15 protein-coding genes are annotated in these 16,554 nt (G+C 73.4%); 7 read left to right on the top strand and 8 right to left on the bottom strand.

Features of this window, described 5'->3' with window-relative positions; all coding sequences use genetic code 11:
* Positions 1–12: 12 nt before the first annotated feature.
* Positions 13–318 (top strand): SCO0607 family lipoprotein, encoded by a 306-nt coding sequence (locus ACLQ2N_RS01320; protein ID WP_425808440.1) that lies wholly within the window; start codon positions 13–15, stop codon positions 316–318.
* Between the two features lie 7 nt (positions 319–325).
* On the opposite strand, the gene ACLQ2N_RS01315 is transcribed toward ACLQ2N_RS01320, so the two are convergent.
* The gene (locus ACLQ2N_RS01315) at positions 326–1,192 is read right to left on the bottom strand and encodes a hypothetical protein (RefSeq protein WP_425808439.1); all 867 of its coding nucleotides are present in this window, start codon (positions 1,190–1,192) and stop codon (positions 326–328) included.
* An 87-nt stretch (positions 1,193–1,279) separates the two neighbouring features.
* Here ACLQ2N_RS01315 and ACLQ2N_RS01310 point away from each other — a divergent pair, with 87 nt between their 5' ends.
* Positions 1,280–1,777 carry a GNAT family N-acetyltransferase gene (locus ACLQ2N_RS01310; RefSeq protein ID WP_425808438.1) on the top strand — a complete coding sequence of 166 codons (498 nt, stop codon included), beginning with the start codon at positions 1,280–1,282 and terminating at the stop codon, positions 1,775–1,777.
* 2 nt (positions 1,778–1,779) lie between these two features.
* On the opposite strand, the gene ACLQ2N_RS01305 is transcribed toward ACLQ2N_RS01310, so the two are convergent.
* Together ACLQ2N_RS01305 and ACLQ2N_RS01300 are read right to left on the bottom strand one after the other, a co-directional pair.
* Complete coding sequence (locus ACLQ2N_RS01305) at positions 1,780–2,823, bottom strand: protein kinase family protein (protein WP_425808437.1); 1,044 nt, start codon at positions 2,821–2,823, stop codon at positions 1,780–1,782.
* Positions 2,807–3,925: a ferritin-like domain-containing protein gene (locus ACLQ2N_RS01300; RefSeq protein ID WP_425808436.1), complete on the bottom strand. Its 1,119-nt coding sequence runs from the start codon at positions 3,923–3,925 to the stop codon at positions 2,807–2,809. The genes ACLQ2N_RS01305 and ACLQ2N_RS01300 overlap by 17 nt, the downstream gene beginning before the upstream one ends.
* Positions 3,926–4,102: 177 nt before the next feature.
* On the opposite strand from ACLQ2N_RS01300, the gene ACLQ2N_RS01295 reads away from it, so the two are divergent.
* The 5 genes from ACLQ2N_RS01295 to ACLQ2N_RS01275 all read left to right on the top strand — a co-directional run bounded on the left by ACLQ2N_RS01295 (position 4,103) and on the right by ACLQ2N_RS01275 (position 10,489).
* Positions 4,103–5,038, top strand: a complete 936-nt coding sequence (locus ACLQ2N_RS01295) for an AurF N-oxygenase family protein (protein ID WP_425808435.1) — start codon at positions 4,103–4,105, stop codon at positions 5,036–5,038.
* A gap of 26 nt (positions 5,039–5,064) precedes the next feature.
* The gene (locus ACLQ2N_RS01290; RefSeq protein WP_425808434.1) at positions 5,065–5,817 is read left to right on the top strand and encodes a TetR/AcrR family transcriptional regulator; all 753 of its coding nucleotides are present in this window, start codon (positions 5,065–5,067) and stop codon (positions 5,815–5,817) included.
* Positions 5,818–5,872: 55 nt separating this feature from the next.
* Positions 5,873–6,163, top strand: coding sequence for a hypothetical protein (locus ACLQ2N_RS01285; protein ID WP_425808433.1), 291 nt, complete (start codon positions 5,873–5,875; stop codon positions 6,161–6,163).
* A 230-nt stretch (positions 6,164–6,393) separates the two neighbouring features.
* Positions 6,394–9,159, top strand: coding sequence for a PQQ-binding-like beta-propeller repeat protein (locus ACLQ2N_RS01280; RefSeq protein ID WP_425808432.1), 2,766 nt, complete (start codon positions 6,394–6,396; stop codon positions 9,157–9,159).
* 172 nt (positions 9,160–9,331) lie between these two features.
* Positions 9,332–10,489, top strand: a complete 1,158-nt coding sequence (locus tag ACLQ2N_RS01275; RefSeq protein WP_425808431.1) for a C40 family peptidase — start codon at positions 9,332–9,334, stop codon at positions 10,487–10,489.
* A 26-nt stretch (positions 10,490–10,515) separates the two neighbouring features.
* Here ACLQ2N_RS01275 and ACLQ2N_RS01270 read toward each other — a convergent pair whose 3' ends face one another.
* The 5 genes from ACLQ2N_RS01270 to ACLQ2N_RS01250 are packed head-to-tail and all read right to left on the bottom strand — an operon-like array spanning position 10,516 to position 16,279.
* Positions 10,516–11,757, bottom strand: a complete 1,242-nt coding sequence (locus ACLQ2N_RS01270; RefSeq protein ID WP_425808430.1) for a styrene monooxygenase/indole monooxygenase family protein — start codon at positions 11,755–11,757, stop codon at positions 10,516–10,518.
* A 41-nt stretch (positions 11,758–11,798) separates the two neighbouring features.
* On the bottom strand, positions 11,799–12,446 hold the full coding sequence (locus tag ACLQ2N_RS01265; protein ID WP_425808429.1) for a GTP-binding protein: 648 nt from the start codon (positions 12,444–12,446) through the stop codon (positions 11,799–11,801).
* Entirely contained in the window at positions 12,427–12,843 is a 417-nt protein-coding gene (locus ACLQ2N_RS01260; RefSeq protein WP_425808428.1) for a DUF742 domain-containing protein, read from the bottom strand. The genes ACLQ2N_RS01265 and ACLQ2N_RS01260 overlap by 20 nt, the downstream gene beginning before the upstream one ends.
* A complete protein-coding gene (locus ACLQ2N_RS01255; RefSeq protein ID WP_425808427.1) occupies positions 12,840–13,322 on the bottom strand; it encodes a roadblock/LC7 domain-containing protein in 483 nt (160 codons plus the stop codon). Before ACLQ2N_RS01255 ends, ACLQ2N_RS01260 begins: the two co-directional genes overlap by 4 nt.
* On the bottom strand, positions 13,319–16,279 hold the full coding sequence (locus ACLQ2N_RS01250; protein ID WP_425808967.1) for a nitrate- and nitrite sensing domain-containing protein: 2,961 nt from the start codon (positions 16,277–16,279) through the stop codon (positions 13,319–13,321). The genes ACLQ2N_RS01255 and ACLQ2N_RS01250 overlap by 4 nt, the downstream gene beginning before the upstream one ends.
* Between the last annotated feature and the right edge of the window lie 275 nt (positions 16,280–16,554).

Here is a 16,554-nt window from a genome sequence, read left to right as displayed (position 1 = left end):
AGGAGTCCCACGATGCGTACGACCCGTCGCCCCCGCCCCCTGCGGACCACCGCCGCCCTCGCCTCCGCCGGCGCGGTGTTCGCGCTGCTCACGTCCGCCTGCTCGACGGCGGACGCGGTCTGCTCCGGCGGCGAGTACCCGGTGCTGTACGTCGGCAGCACCGGGAGTGCGTGCGTGAAGGACGGCGAGGAGCCGCCCAAGGGGTACGCCCGCTACCCCGAGGGCAAGGTCCCTGAGCACGTGGACGACACGTGGTGGACGTACTGGAACGAGCACACCCTCGACAAGGACGGGAAGATCATCGAGGTCTCGGAGTAACGGCCGGTCAGCCGGCCGCCCCGGCCCCGATCGGCTTGCGCATCTCCTTGCGGACCTGGGCCGCCTGGCGCGCCGCCTCGGCGAGGTCGACCTCGTCGGGGTCCTGGAGCGCGGTCTCGGCGGTGACGACGGCGACGAAGGACGCGGTGTTGTCGTCGCCCCACGCGCACATGGGCAGCGTGCTGGTGATGCCGCCGTCCTCGGAGCGGACGACCTCGCAGGCGACGGTGATCCCGTAGCCCTCGGGCGTGAACTCCCGCGCGGGCACCGCCACGGTCATCCCCTCGGTCCCGGCGGCCCCCTTGAGGATCGTGTCGCGGGAGAACTCGGGCTTCTTGATGCGCCCCCACATCCCGGAGACGATCAGCGTCCCGCCGTCCTTCGACGCGTACTGCGTGACCACGGCCTTGGGGTCGCGGACGGTCGGGTCGTACGTGTCCTCGATGTCCTTGCCGTCCGTCGCCGAGGTGTCCTCCTGGAGGGTGTACTCCCCCTCCAGGAGCGTCTTCGGCACGGTCAGCCGGTACTCGGCCGCCGGGAACCCGCCGGACCCGCCGGACCCGCTGGACCCGCTGGACCCGCTGGACACCGGCAGTTTGTCGTCGGCCTTGTCCCCCAGCTGTACGACGCCGAAGACGACGCCGCCCGCCACCAGGAGTGCCCCGACGACGACCGCCGCGATCACCCCGGGCCGGGTCCGCCGGGCGGGCGGGAACCCGGGCCCGCCGGGCGGAGCCCCCCACGGCTGGGGCGCGGGCCCCTGCGGGGCTCCCCAGGGCTGCTGCTGGGCGTACGGATTCGGCTGGGGCTGCGGCGGGCCGTAGGGGCCCTGGGGTGCACCGTAAGGGTCCTGCGGCGGCGGGGGCATGCTCATGGCGCACAAGCTACGGCATGCGCGCGCCACGGCTCCCGGGGCCTGCCCGGCCGGAGGTCCGGTGCGGTGCCGTGCGATTCTCGGGCCATGAACGACCGCCCCCTCTCCGTGGACTGCCCGCCGCCCGGCTCCCTGCACTCCGTGCCCGGCCTGGCCGCGCTGCTCACCGCCTACCACCTGTGCACGGAGGCGGAGAAGGGCGTGCCCGTCGCGGACGCGTCCGGGCTGCCGGACCGCTACCGGCTGGAGACCGAGGCCCCGGACCGCGCGTTCGCGGACGCCACCGTGCTCGTCGCCCGGGACGGCGGTGCGGCGGTGGGGTGCGTCGTGGTCACCGGCCCGGTCGGCGGGGCGGCGGAGATCAAGCGGCTGTGGACGGACCCCGCCGCGCGCGGCCGGGGCGTGGCCTCCGCGCTGCTCGGCGCCGCCCTGGAGGAGGCCCGGCGTGCGGGCGCGCGCACCGTGCGGCTCTCGGTCTGGCGGTGGCGCACCGGGGCCGTCGCGCTCTACGAACGCCTCGGCTTCACCGCCGTACCGTCGTGGGACGACCGCACGGACCTGGTCTGCATGGAGCGGCCCGCGTAGGGTCACCGCCCCGCCGCCTCCTCGATCGCGGCGGACGGGTACGGCGTGCGCCTGCTCTCCGTCAGGAGGCGGTGGTGGAAGGCGTCCAGGGCGAGAGCGCCCGGGGCGTGGCGGTCGAGGAGGGCGGCGGCTTCGGGGGGTACGCCGGCGGGGCGGGTGCCGGTGAGCCAGGTGCGGAGGAACGCGGCGTCGTACACCTCGTCGGACAGGTGGTGGCGCAGCAGGTGGCCGGCGACGTAGTGGCGGTCGTACGCGAGATGGGCTGCCAGGAACGCGGACTCCTCGGCGGAGAGTTCGAACGCGGAGCTGAGCGCCAGGCCGAAGTCGGCGAAGCGGACCGACCGGCCGTCGGTCAGGACGTTGCGGAAGTGGGCGTCGAAGTGCACGAATCCCTGAGCACTCATGAAGTCCGCGCCGCGCGCCAGGGCCGCGTCGATCCGGGCGTACGGCGGAGCCTCGCCGCCCCGCGCGGCGGCGGCGCGGTGTTCGGCCAGCCAGGACCCCAGGGTGTGCGGTACGTGCTCCAGGAAGAGGACCAGGCTCGCGGTGGACCGGCCGATGGCCTCCAGCCTGGTGCGCACGGCGGGGTGGCCCTCCCAGTGGGCCACGGCGCCCTCGATGCCGCCGAACTCGTCCACGTACCCCTGCGGCGGGGTGTCGGGCAGGACCCGCCAGTGGTACATCAGGGGGAAGTCCGGGTGGGCGCCGCCGAGGACCCAGTGCGTGGTGAGGATGTGCGCGGCCAGTTCCCGCCACGCGCCGAACCCGGCCGAGCCGATCCCGTACTGGTAGAACACCGGCAGCCCGAAGAGGTTGGCCGTGGACCGGACGTGTTCCGGGCGCAGTTCGAGGTCGGTGAGGGGCACCCGTTTCACGAAGACGCGGGTGCCGTCGACGTCCAGCTCCGCCGCCCTGCCGCCCATGCCGGAACCCAGCGGGGCCGCCGCGGCGACCTCCCGGCCGATGCGGCGGTCGCTCAGCAGGGCGAGCCGGGCCGCGACCGCCGCGTGGACGGCCGCGCGGCCGCCGTCAGACTTCCGCCCCATCCGCCCCGCCCTGTGCGATCGCCTCGGCCACCTCGGCCACCCTGGCCCGCTCCTCCGCCTCGAAGCGGTCCTTGTCCAGCTGTTCGGCGATCTCCTCGTCCTGGGCCATGAGCAGGTCGAGGTTGGAGTCGCCGAGTTCGAGGACGCCCATGTCGACGTACGCCTTCTGGAGCCGTTCGCCCCACAGGCCGATGTCCTTGACGCACGGGACGATGCGGCTGAACAGGAGCTTACGGAAGAGCTGGAGGAACTCGGAGTGTTCGGAGAGTTCCTTCGCCTCCTGCCCGCCGACGCCGAAGTTCTCCAGGACCTCGACCCCGCTGAGCCGGTCGCGCATCAGGTAGCAGCCCTCGATGACGAACTCCTCGCGCTCGCGCCGTTCCGCGTCGCTGAGCTGCTTGTAGTAGTCACGCAGCGCCATTCGCCCGAAGGCGACGTGGCGGGCCTCGTCCTGCATGACGTAGGCGAGTATCTGCTTGGGCAGCGGCTTGGTGGTGGTGTCCCGGATCATGCCGAACGCGGCCAGCGCCAGGCCCTCGATGAGGACCTGCATGCCGAGGTAGGGCATGTCCCAGCGGGAGTCGCGCAGGGTGTCGCCGAGCAGGCTCTGAAGGCTGTTGTTGACCGGGTAGAGCATCCCGATCTTCTCGTGCAGGAACCGGCCGTAGATCTCCGCGTGCCGGGCCTCGTCCATGGCCTGGGTCGCGGAGTAGAACTTGGCGTCCAGGTCGGGGACGGCCTCCACGATGCGGGCGGCGCAGATCATCGCGCCCTGCTCGCCGTGCAGGAACTGGCTGAACTGCCAGGAGGTGTAGTGCTTGCGCAGCTCGCCCCGGTCCTTCTCGGTCATCCGCGCCCAGTGCGGGGTGCCGTACAGGGTCAGGGCCTCGTCGGGGGTGCCGAGCGGGTCGGCGGGGTCGACCTCCAGGCTCCAGTCGATGCGCTTGTTGCCGTCCCACTGCTTGTCCTTGCCCTTCTGGTACAGGGCGAGAAGGCGTTCGCGGCCGTCGTCGTAGTCCCAGCTGAAGCGGGCGGCGCCGGTCGCCGGCACGGTCCACAGCGGTTCCTCGGGGGCGGTGGTGTAGAGGTCGTGGGTCGACACGTACGGCTCCTTCGCCTCGCGACTGCCGGGAAGTCGGCGGGCTCCCCGCTCAGTTGGCAGGTTCACACGTTGGTAGACGCGTGGTCAACAAGTCGCACACAAGGGATTGACGGGCTTGCTGACAAGCCGTCTCATAGTGGGTGACCGTCGGTAACCCATGGGTGAGGTGCCTCCGCGATGACGACCGTGACGACAAGCGACCTGCAGGCGCTCCGCGACGCACTCGGCCCGCTGCGCGGCCGCGAGCAGATCGCCGAACGGCTCCTGGAGGCGTCCGCCAAGCACTCCTTCGACCCGGACAAGGAGCTCGACTGGGACGCGCTGCCGGAGGACGGCAAGTGGTTCTGGCCGCCCGAGCTGGTCTCGCTCTACGACACCCCGCTGTGGAAGCGCATGTCGCACGACCAGCGGCAGGAACTGGCCCGGCACGAGGCCGCCTCGCTCGCCTCGCTCGGCATCTGGTTCGAGATCATCCTCATGCAGCTGCTCGTACGGCACGTCTACGACAAGCCCCCGACCAGCAACCACGTCCGCTACGCGCTCACCGAGATCGCCGACGAGTGCCGGCACTCGATGATGTTCGGCCGCATGATCACCTGGGGCGGCGGGCCCACGTACACCGTGCCGCGCCGCTACCACAACATGGCGCGCGTCCTGAAGAGCGTCTCCACGACCCCCGGTTCGTTCGCCGGGACGCTCCTCGGCGAGGAGATCCTCGACTGGATGCAGCGGCTGACCTTCCCCGACGAGCGCGTCCAGCCCCTGGTGCGCGGCGTGACCCGCATCCACGTCATCGAGGAGGCGCGGCACGTCCGCTACGCCCGCGAGGAGCTGCGTCGCCAGATGGTCACCGCGCCCCGCTGGGAACGCGAACTGGCCCGCGTCAGCTGCGGACAGGCCGCCCGGGTCTTCTCCGTCTGCTTCATCAACCCGCAGGTGTACGAGAACGTGGGGCTGGACCGCCACGAGGCGGTCGCCCAGGTGAAGGCCAGCGGGCACCGGACGGAGGTCATGCAGACGGGCGCCAAGCGGCTGACCGACTTCTTCGAGGACATCGGCGTCCTGAACGGTGTGGGGCGCCGGCTCTGGAAGAGCTCGGGCCTGCTGGCGTGACGGTGACAGCCCTTAGTCTGGGGGCCATGACCCCTGCCGCCACCGCGCCGACCGGCCGCGCGTACCGAAGACTCAGCGTCGAGGAGCGCCGCGCCCAGCTGCTCGGCGCGGCGCTCACGCTCTTCGCGCACCGGCCCCCCGACGAGGTCTCGCTGGACGAGGTCGCGACCGTGGCCGGGGTGTCGCGCCCGCTGGTGTACCGCTACTTCCCGGGCGGACGGCAGCAGTTGTACGAGGCGGCGCTCCGCTCGGCGGCCGAGCAGCTGAAACTGTGCTTCGCCGAGCCCGCCGAGGGCCCGCCGACCGAGCGGGTGACCCGCGTCCTCGACCGCTACCTCGCCTTCGTGGACGAGCACGACGCCGGATTCAGCGCCCTGCTCCGGGGCGGCAGCGTCGCCGAGACCTCCCGGACGACCACCATCGTGGACGAGGTGCGCCGCGCGGCGGCCGAACAGATCCTGCTGCACCTGGGCCACGACCGGCACAGCGAACCCGCGCCCCGGATGAGCATGATGGTGCGCACCTGGATCGCGGCGGTCGAGGCGGCCTCGCTGATCTGGCTGGACGAGGGCAAGCGGCCGGACGCGGCCGAACTGCGGGACTGGCTGGTCGACCAGTTCATCGGCCTGCTGGCCGTCACCTCGTCCTCGGACCCGCAGACCGCGGCCGCCGTGGCCGCGCTGCTCCCGCTGGAGACCGTGGAGGGCCCGGCCGGGCGGCTGGTGGACCGGCTGGCCCCGCTGACGCGCGTCGCCGCGCATCTGCTGCCGCCGGATTGAGCGGGTCCGCGCCGCCCGTTCGGGACCGGTCCGTCCGATCGGTCAGACTGGCCCGGTGAGAAGCGAGAACACCGCCTTCGTCGGCGGCCCGCTGGACGGCCGGGTCCTGCCCGTCCTCACCGGCGCGACCGGCCATCCGCCCAAGTGGTACGAGGTCCCGGTCCCGGACGCGGCCGGCGGACCCCCCACGGTGTACGCGTACCGCAGGACCCCGGCCGGTCACACGAAGCGGCTCGGCATCCAGCGGGGGTGGATCTACGAGTACGCCCCCGGCGGGCGCGAGCGGAACCGGCCCCGGTGGCCGTGGTCCAAGCCGGGCGGTGACCGGCCGGAACCGCCCCATTAGGGCTTGCCGTCCCGCTGCCGTCGTCGCCCGGAGGGCGGCCGGGCGGCGTCTGGTGCCTGCGATCGCAAGGCGCCGGGGAGTCCTCGTAGCGGAGCTACTAGGGCTTTTCGGCAACGCCGCGAGCGTGCGTGCCAGGCGTCGCCCGGCAGACGGCAGCGGGACGGCAGGCCCTAAGATCGGTCGTCTGGTCCCTGGGGTCGGACGGGGACGGTCACAAGGGGGGATGCGCCATGGAGGCGCCGCGTCAGGACGAGCCACGCCGTTTCGGTCCGTACACCGTGCTGGCCCGCTTGCGCGAGACGGCCGCCGCGGTGCAGTACCTCGCGCACCGTACGGACCCCGGCCTCGCGCACGGTACGGACCCCGGCCTCGCGCACCGTACGGACTCCGGCGAGCTCGTCGTGGTCACCGCCGCCCGGCCGGAGCTCGCCGCCTCGCCCGCCTTCCGCCACCGCTTCGACGCGGAGGCGCGCCTCGCGGGCCGGCTCGCCGGAGGCTGGGTCGACGAGCCGCTGGAGACCCGCACGGACGGGTCCGACGCGCCGTGGACCGCCGCCCCGTACGTCCCCGCGCTGACCCTGGCCGAGGCCATAGAGGCCGCCGGGCCGCTCCCCGCGCGTACCGTGCGGATACTGGGCGCCGGCATCGCCGAGATCCTGTCCCGGGTCCACGCCACCGGCGCCGTGCTGCACGGCCTCGCGCCCGGGACCGTGCTGCTCGCCGAGGACGGCCCCCGGCTCACCGCCTTCGGTCCGCTGGGCGCGGCGGCCGAGGCGTCGGCGGGCCCGGGTGGCCGGCTCTCCGTGCGGCTCGGCTATCTGACCCCCGAACAGCTCGCGGGCGAGGAGGCGGGCCCGGCCTCCGACCTCTTCGTGCTCGGCCTGCTGCTCGCCTACGCGGCGACCGGGACGACCCCGCTGGCCGACGGCCCCCCGGCCGAGGCCGCCGAACGCATCGCGCAGGCCGCCCCGGAACTGGGCGGGGTCCCCGACGAGTTGCGCGACCTGATCGCCCGCTGCCTGGCGAAGGACCCGGCCGACCGGCCCACGGCGGGCACGGTGGCCGCCGAACTCGCCCTGGAGGGCGCGGCGGCCCTGGCCGCGGGCGGCTGGCTCCCGGAGGGGCCGGCGGCGGCGGTGGCCGAGCAGGGCGTCCGGGCCGGGCGGCTTGCGGCCGCGCCCGAGAATTCCGTGTCCATGAAGAACGCGTCTGTGGAGAACCCCGTGTCCGATCAGTATCCGGCGTCCGACCAGAACCCCTCGGGCGCCCGGGGCCCGCACGCCCCGAAGTCGTACGGGGACGTGTGGGACGCCGTCGCGCCCGCGCCTCAGCCGCCGGCGCCCGAGCCCGAGCCCGACATACAGGACGCCGTGCCGCCGCAGCACCGGTCGACGCCGGTGCCCGAGTGGCAGCAGCCGACGGTCGCCGGGGGCGGCACGGTCCCCGACGCGTCCGCCGCCCTCCCGGACACCCGCACCACGCAGCTCGGAGCGATCGGGCAGCCGGGGCAGCCCGTCCAGCCCGGGCCGCAGGCTCCGTGGCCGGACCAGTCCGCCTACGGGTACCCGCAGCCGCAGCACCCGTACGCCCATCAGGCGGCCGAGCCCGCCCCGATGCCGCTGCCGCTGCCGCCCGCGCCCATCCCGAACGTCGCCCCGCCCGCCGAGCCCCGGCGGTCCGGGCCCAGCCGACGCGGGCTGCTGTTCGGGGCGGTGGGCGGCGTGGCCGGGCTGCTGGTCGGCGGCGGGACGCTGTACGCGCTGACCTCCGGCGACGACGAGCCCGGCCCGGACCCGAAGCCGGCGCCGACGTCCGGCGGGCCCAGCGTCGCGGGGGTCGCCCCGACGCCGCGCTGGATCTACAACCACCCGGCGTCCGAGCCGGTGCCCCTCACCGCCGCGCTCGTGAAGAACCGTCTGCTGGTCCTCACCGACGAGAGCCATGCGAGCGCCGTCGACCTGCGCACCGGCCGCCGGCTCTGGGAGAACGCCGACGGAGCCAAGGGACAGGCCGCCCTGGCGGCGGGCGACGACCTGTGCTTCATCGCGGGTCCGTCGGAGTTCCTGTGGCTGTCGTCGAAGGACGGCAAGGTCGCCCACCGGGTGGCGTACGCCGACGGCTTCCAGGACGCCCCGGACCTCTCGGTCCGTACGCTCGTCGGTTCCGCCGGACCGACCATCTGGTTCACCGGTTCGCACAAGACCACCGTGAAGGCCCCCGAGCCGAAGAAGGGCCAGAAGCCGGGCAAGGACGGGCAGGTCGTCAAGTCCTACCTGTTCGGCTACGACATCGTGCAGCGCAAGGAGCTGTGGCGGACCCCGGTGCCCAGCGGCCGGGGCCCGATCGCGCCCGTCTTCCGGCTGATCGCGATCCGGCCGGACGCCGTCGTCGTACGGCAGGACTTCCGGACGCTCGCCCCGGCCGCCCTGAAGGCCGCGAAGAAGAAGGGCGTCTTCCGCAGCTTCGACCGTGAGACCGGCAAGGCGCAGTGGAGCCGCAGGTTCGGGAACGTCGCCCTCGACGGAGCGGCCGTCGGCGACGAGGAGGGCACCATCTACGCGGCGGACGGCCCCAATCTGCGCGCCTTCGAGACGCCGGACGGCAAGGCGAAGTGGACCCTGAAGGGCACCCGCGGCTCCGTCTTCGGGGCGTCCCTTCCCTCGGGCGACCTGCTGTACACCACGAACCGCAACCAGGAAGTGGGGGCGCTCGACCCCAAGACCGGGAAGCCGAAGTGGCGCCGGTCCACGGAGGCGGCGGGCGAGAAGGCTCCCGTGGTCTCCGTCAGCGGCTCGGGCAGCACGGTGCTCGCCGCCGACCCCGGTCAGGTGACCGCCTTCTCCGCCGCCGACGGCAAGCGCCTCTGGAAGTTCCAGGACATCGGCAACCAGGCCCCGGACGGCGAGACCGTCAAGGCCGGCTACCAGGTGCTGGCGTACGACAAGACGGCGGTCGTCCGGCGCGGCCGCACGGTGTACGCGTTCCCGGTCGACTGACGGCACCCGCCCGGCCCACCGCCCGCCGCCTTCCGGGCGAATCCGGAAGGCGGCGGAGCCCCTCCACGGCCGTGGGTTCTTGCATCGCCCCGTCGCACGGGTGAGCGTATGAACGAATTGCGCTCACTCATGGGGTAGTCGCACGATTCGCCCCGGTTCCGGAGGTGATGTCGTGTCGTCGGGCACCCTGGTACGTTCCCTCGGTTCGGCGGCCCTGGCCGCCGTCGTCGTGGTCTCACCGGCCACCGCCGTGGCGGCCCCCTCGCCCGGCGCGGGCGGGTCCTCCGGCACACCGGCCGGCGGGGCCGCCGGGCTGCTGACCGAGTTGCGGCAGCTCTATCAGCAGACCGAAGAGGCCACCGAGACCTACAACGGCACGACGGCCGAGCTGAAGAAGCGGGCCGCGAAGGCGAAGAAGCTCGACGCGGCCCTCGCCACCGCGCGTCGCTCGCTGGCCAAGGGCCGTGACGCCGCCGGCCGACTGGCCCGCGAGCAGTACCAGGGCCGGTCCGAGCTCTCCGCGTATCTGCGGCTGCTGCTGATGCGCGACCCCGAGGCCGCCCTGACCCAGGGCCAGGTCATCCAGCGGCTCGCCGCCGGGCGGGCGGCGGCCGTGCGGCGGCTCGGCGCGGCCGAGAAGCGGGCCGACGAGCTGGCGAAGGAGTCCCGCAAGGTGCTCGCCGAGCAGCGGACCCTGGCCGCGCGGAAGAAGAAGGAGCGCGACACCGTACGGACCCGGCTGAAACAGGTGGAGGCGAAACTCGCCTCCCTCTCCGCGGACCAGCTCGCCGAGGTCTCCGGGCTGGAGCGGAAGAACACGGACCGGGCCCAGAGCGCCCTGGTGGCCTCCGGCGCGCTCTCCTCGTCCCGGCCGCCGACCGCCGAGGGCGGCGAGGCCGTCCGCTACGCGGTCCGCCAGGTCGGCAAGCCGTACGTGTGGGGCGCGGAGGGGCCGGACTCGTTCGACTGCTCCGGGCTCACCTCGCAGGCGTGGGCCGACGCCGGCCGCGTCATCCCGCGCACCTCGCAGGAGCAGTGGCGCCTGCTGACCAGGATCCCGATGAACGCGCTGCGCCCGGGCGACCTGGTGGTCTACTTCCCGAAGGCGACCCATGTGGCGCTGTACATCGGCAACGGCCTGGTGGTGCAGGCGCCCCGGCCCGGCACCAGCGTGAAGGTCTCCCCCGTGGCGTCCAACCCGGTGCTGGGCGCGGTCCGGCCCGACCCGGACGGCACACCGCTCTCCTCGTACCGGGGCCCGGAGCTGCCCGACGGCGCGACGGACGGCTCGGACGAGGGGTACGGGGCCTCCTCGGCCCCGGCCTCGTGACGGCCGGGACCGGGGGGGCCGCCCGGTCAGGCGGCCGGGCCCGCCACCGAGGCGAGGTAGGCGTCCGCCTTCTCCGGCTCGAAGAAGAAGTTCTCGAAGTCCGCCGGGTCGTTGAAGCCGTTGGCGAAGCGGTCCGCGACCGGCTGGAGCTGTCCGGCGGCGCCGATCAGGTTCAGCACGTGCTCCGGCGGGACGCCAAGCATGGCGTTGGTCCACTTGGTGACGTGCTGGGCGGTGTCCCAGTACCGGTCGAACGTGGACTGCATCCACGCCTCGTCGAACTCCCGGTCGCCGTGCTCCACGATCGAGTCGAGGTAGGCGGCGGCACACTTGGACGCCGAGTTGGAGCCCTGGCCGGTGATCGGGTCGTTGGCGACGACGACGTCCGCGACGCCGAGCACCAGGCCGCCGCCGGGAAGCCGGCCGATGGGCTTGCGGACGGTGGGGGCGTAACGGCCGGCGAGGGTGCCGTTGGCGTCGGTCAGCTCGACCTTGGTGGCGCGGGCGTACTCCCACGGCGTGAACTTCTCCATCAGCTCCAGGGTCTTCGCCAGGTGCTCGGAGGGGTCCTTGATGCCCTGGAACGCGTCGAGCGGGCCGCCCGGGACGCCCTCCCAGAACAGGATGTCGGCGCGGCCGGACGTGGTCAGGGTCGGCATCACGAAGAGCTCGCCGACGCCCGGGACCAGGTTGCAGCGGACCGCGTCGAACTCCGGGTGCTCCGGGCGCGGGCCCATGCCGTGGACGTACGCGACGGCCAGCGCGCGCTGCGGGGCGTCGAACGGCGAACGGGCGGCGTCCCGGCCGAACATCGAGACCAGCTCGCCCTTCCCGGCCGCGACCAGCACCAGGTCGTAGGTGCGGGAGAAGTAGTCCAGGTCGGAGACGGCCGCGCCGTGGATGACGAGCTGTCCGCCGCGCTGCGCGAAGGTGTCCATCCAGCCGGCCATCTTCACGCGCTGGTCCACGGACTGGGCGTATCCGTCGAGCTTGCCGACCCAGTCGACGGCCCGCGAGGAGTCGGGGGCGGCGACCGAGACACCGAGCCCCTCGATGCGCGGCGCCTGGGACTCCCAGAAGTTGAGCCGGAGGTCCCGCTCGTGCTGGAGCGCGGTGTGGAACATGCACTGCGTGGACATGACCCGCCCGGAGCGGATCTCGTCGGCCGTACGGTTGGACATCAGGGTGACCTCGTACCCCTTGGACTGAAGTCCCAGGGCGAGCTGGAGCCCGGACTGGCCGGCTCCGACTATCAGTATCTTCCGCATCGCGGTTCTCCGTTGTGTGGTGCTGAGGGGGAGGCTGGGGGCTACGCGGGGGTGGCGTCGAGGGCGTGGCCGACGAGGGCCAGCAGGGACTCGACGACCGTGATCCGGTTGCGCGCGTCCATGATCACTATCGGGACGTGCGCGGGTACGGTCAGGGCCTCCCGGACGTCCTCGGCCTCGAAGCCCGGCGTTCCCTCGAAGTGGTTGACGGCCACGATGTACGGCAGTCCGCAGCTCTCGAAGTAGTCGAGGGCGGGGAAGCAGTCGGCGAGGCGACGGGTGTCGGCCATGACGACGGCACCGATCGCGCCGCGCACCAGGTCGTCCCACATGAACCAGAACCGCTGCTGGCCCGGCGTGCCGAACACGTACAGCACGAGGTCGTCGTCCAGCGTGAGCCGGCCGAAGTCCATGGCGACGGTCGTCGTGGCCTTGTCCGGGGTGGCGCTGAGGTCGTCGGTGTCCTCGCTGGCCCGGGTCATCATGGCCTCGGTCTGCAAGGGGGTGATCTCGGAGACCGCGGTCACGAACGTGGTCTTGCCGACGCCGAAACCGCCCGCGACCACGATCTTCGTGGCGATCGGGGCCCGGGTGCGGTCCAGCTGCCAGGGCTGGAGCTGCTCCTCGGGCTGGTCCTCCGGGCCCGGCTGTCGCGGTGCGAACAGCGACTCAGAGACGGCGGAGTCCATCGAGCACCCTTTCGAGCAGTGCGCGGTCGGGCTGGCCGGTGCCGTGCCCGGTCCCGTACACGCGGATCTTTCCCTGGTCGGCCAAGTCGCTGAGCAGCACCCGGACCACACCGAGCGGCATCTTCAGCAGCGCCGAGATCTCGGCGACGGTACGCATCCGGCGGCAGAGCTCGACGATGGCCCGGAGCTCAGGCATCAGACGGGTCGTCAGATTGCCGTTGGTGAGTTCGCGGCGCTCCTCGGGGGCCTCCAGCGCGGCGACGAACGTCTCGACCAGCAGGACGTGCCCGAAGCGGGTGCGGCCGCCGGTGAGCGAGTACGGGCGGACCCGCGCGGGCCGTTTGCCGGCCCCCCGGACGGGCAGTTTGCGGGCGGGTCCGGCTGCGGCGTGGCTCACTGGGCGCTCTCCATCGATTTGCGCAGCTCACTGCGGAGTTCGGGGGTGAGTACGTGTCCGGCGCGGCCGACGAACAGCGCCATGTGGTACGCGATGACGCCCATGTCGCAGTCGGGGGCGGCGTGCACCCCGAGCAGCGAGCCGTCACTGATCGACATGACGAAGACGCTGCCCTCCTCCATGGCGACCATGGTCTGCTTCACGCCGCCGCCCTCCATCAGTTTCGCGGCGCCGGCGGTGAGGCTGCCGATGCCTGAGACGATGGTCGCCAGGTCGGCACTGGAACCGCGCGGACCGCTCTGCGGGGCCGCGGGCTCGGCGTCGTCGTGGTGGCCGGGGTCGGAGGACAGCAGCATCAGCCCGTCGGACGAGACGACGGTGACCGAGTGGACCCCTGGCACCTCCTCCACGAGATTGCTCAGCAACCAGTGCAGGTTCCGGGCCTCGGTGCTCAGCCCGAATGTGCTGGGCGCAGTCAACTGCGTGCCTCCTCGACTGTGTCCCCCGTCTCTCCGGTCCGGCCGTCGCTACGGCCTGCCGGCTCGGCGTGCTCGGTACGTGTGGGGCTCGCGCCCTCGGCGAGTTCGGCCTCGACGTCGCGGCGGCCGTCCCTGGCCCCCTGCTGGAAGCCGCCGAGCCTGCGCCGCAGGGCCTCCTTGTCGACGCTCCCCCGCCGCTCGGCGGCGGGCGCCCCGGCGGGCCGGACCACCTTGGGCGTCCGCTTGGGCAGCCCCTTGTCGGTGACGGCCTCCGCCTCGGGCTTACGCGGGGCGGGGACGGTGTCCGCGTGCTGCTCCGGCGCGGCGGGGGCCTCGGCGGCCGGGGCCTCGTCGGCGGCGCGCTCGTGGCGGTCGGGGCCGATGGCGTACGGGCCGGCGGCGGTCGCGTCCGCCCGGGACGGGGGGCGGGGGAGGCGGACCTGGAGCGTGCGCTCGGGATCGGCCTCGTCGGCGGGCTCGGGGGCGGAGGCGGTCTCCGGGGCGGGGGCGGGGGCGGGCTCCGGGGCGGGCTCCGGCTCGGGGGCGGGCTCCGGGGCGGGCTCCGGCTCGGGGGCCTCTGCGGGCTCTTCGGGCGCTGACGCCTCGGGAGTCACCGTGGGCTCTTCGGGCGCTGACGCCTCGGGAGTCTCCCGCGCCTCGGGAGCCTCAGGGGTCACCGGCGCCTCAGGGGTCACCGGCGGCTTCGCCGCCCCCGCCCCCGCGAGGGCCCGTTCCGCCGCCGCGATCATCGGGTCGTCGGAGGTCGGCGTGGAGCGCCCCGGCAGGGTGTTGGAGTTGGCCTCGGCCACCGAGCCCGGCAGGTTCAGCGTGGGCGCGTCGCCCGGGGCGGTCACCGACGGGGGCGTCGCGGCCGGGAGCGCCTGGGGCAGCAGGGCCTCGGGGAGGACGACGACCGCGGTCACCCCGCTCCCCTTCTGTTCGCGCAGCTCCACGCGTACGCCGTGCCGGGCGGCGAGCAGCGAGGTGACCTGGAGGCCGAGTCCGGCCCCGTCGGCGTTCTGCTCGCCGGCCTCGAAGAGCGCCGGGTCGGCCAGGCGGGTGTTGAGCTCGCCCATCCGTACGGACGACATGCCGATGCCCCCGTCCTGGACGGAGAGCATCACCTCGCCGCTCTCCAGGAGCCAGCCGGAGAGCTGGACGTGGGAGTCGGGCGGCGAGAACGAGGTGGCGTTCTCCAGCAGCTCGGCGACCAGGTGGCTGAGGTCGTCCGCGGCGAACCCGGCGACCTGGGCGTGGGGCGGCAGGGACTGGATGGTGACCCGCTCGTACCGCTCGATCTCGCTGACGGCCGCGCGCAGGACGTCGACCAGCGGGATCGGGCCCGGGTGGCCGTGTCCGTGGTCCGCGCCCGCGAGGACCAGCATGTTCTCGCTGTGGCGGCGCATGACCGTGGCCATGTGGTCGAGCTTGAAGAGCGTGCCGAGCCGTTCCGGGTCCTGCTCGCGCTCCTCCAGGGACTCGATGACGCCGAGCTGCCGCTCGACCAGGCCGAGAGTGCGCAGCGAGAGGTTGACGAAGGTGTGGTGGACGGTGTTCTTCAGCTTCTCCAGCTGGGCCGTCAGGTCCGCCGCGCGCACCTGGAGTTCGGCGCGCTGCACCGTGAGGGCCTCGCGTCCGGCGAGCAGTTCGGCGCGCTCGGTCTCCAGGTGCGCGAAGCGCCCGTCGACCTCCTGGAGCAGCCCCTGCAAGCGGCCGTGCAGGGCGTTGATGGAGCGGACGGTCTGGGCGAACTCGTCGTTGCGGCCGGTGTAGCGGACCGGTTCGGCGGTCTCGGGTTCGGCGGCGAGGCGGGTGGCGCCGATCCGGAGCACGGCGAGCGGCTGGGTGAGGGTGCGGGCGACGGCGGTGGAGACGGCGACCGCGACGAGCAGGCAGCCGCCGAGGAGAGCGATGCGCAGTTCGAGGGCGGTGACGTCGTCGTCGCGGAGCTGTTCGAGGCGCTGGACCTGGGTGGTGCCGAGCGCGGACTCCACGGAGCGCATCCGGTCGACCCGGGCGGCGAGGGCCGCGGCGACCTTCTTCTCGCTGACCTTCAGGTCGGATGCGGAGAGTTCGGGGCGGTCGGTCAGCTCGGCGAGGTACTTCTCGGCGCTGTTGACCTCGGGTCCGGTGACGGTGGAGGCCAGCTTGTCGCGAGCGGTGGCGCCGGCGGACCGGTCGAAGTCGGCGAGCGCGGAGAGTTCGCCGACCCGGGCCTGCTGGGCGGCGGCGCTCAGCGCGTCGCGGGTGCGGTCCTCCTTGGTCTCGCCCTCGTCCTCGCCCTGGACGGGCAGCCCGGTGAACGGGTCGATGCGCGGCGGGGCCGGCTCCGGGCGGGGCACGGCGAGCGCGGCGAGCAGCAGCCCCCGGGCGGCGGACGCCTGCTCGGTGGCCCGGCCGAGCGCCTGCGGGGTGCGGGTGGCGTCGGCGGCGCGCGGCGGGGTGGAGCGGGTGAGCTCGTCGGCGAGGCCGTGGAGTTTGGCGATGACCTCGGAGTACGCCTGGTGGGCCTCCAGGGCCGACTCCTTGCCGCTGACCGCGTCGCGGCGCAGGGACGGGATGGCGGACAGGTCGCGCTGGAGGTCGGCGGGTGCCGTCTCCCGGATCTCGTCCACCCGCTGGTCGACGCGGGCGCCCCGGCCGCCCGGCTCGCCCTCGCGCCCGCCCGCGATGTAGGCGGTGACCTCGTCGCGCTCGTCGGCGAGGGCGTGGGCCAGGGAGATCGCCTGCTGGTTCAGCTCGGCGAGGGTGACCAGGTGCTGCGAGTCGGTGAGGTCGGACGAGGCGGCGAGCACGGCCGGTGTCCCCGCCGCTATGACGGTGATCCCGACGACGGCGACGCCCGCGACCAGCCGGCTGCGGACGCGCACACGGCGACCGCCCTCGGCCGGGGTCGTCGGCGCCGCCTCGGAACCGCTGTTGCTGCCGCCCTTGCTCCGAGGCCGCTTCTTCTGCACCGGTGCTCGCAATCTCGACTCGTCCGCCCTTGAAGCAGAGGTGACGCGCGGTCACGTGAACGAGCGTCCCGCCCCCTGGTACGGCTCCCGACCATTCCAGTGCTTTTCAGGAGGGGGCGCGCATCAACCGCTCCGCCACACGAACGAGTGAACATCACTCCCGAGTTGGCGAACAAGTCTCCCCAGCGGGTCCCGGCGCCATGCGCGGACACCGGCTGGAACTTCCGGGCGGGCTTTGGCAGGATGCCCGCCCGCACCTTGGGGCGGAGTGATTC

The sequence above is a fragment of the Streptomyces sp. DT224 genome (assembly GCF_049844595.1).
GTDB lineage: Bacteria > Actinomycetota > Actinomycetes > Streptomycetales > Streptomycetaceae > Streptomyces.
The sequence above is the reverse complement of the archived record's forward strand: the minus strand, read 5'-3'. Positions and strand labels throughout refer to the sequence as shown.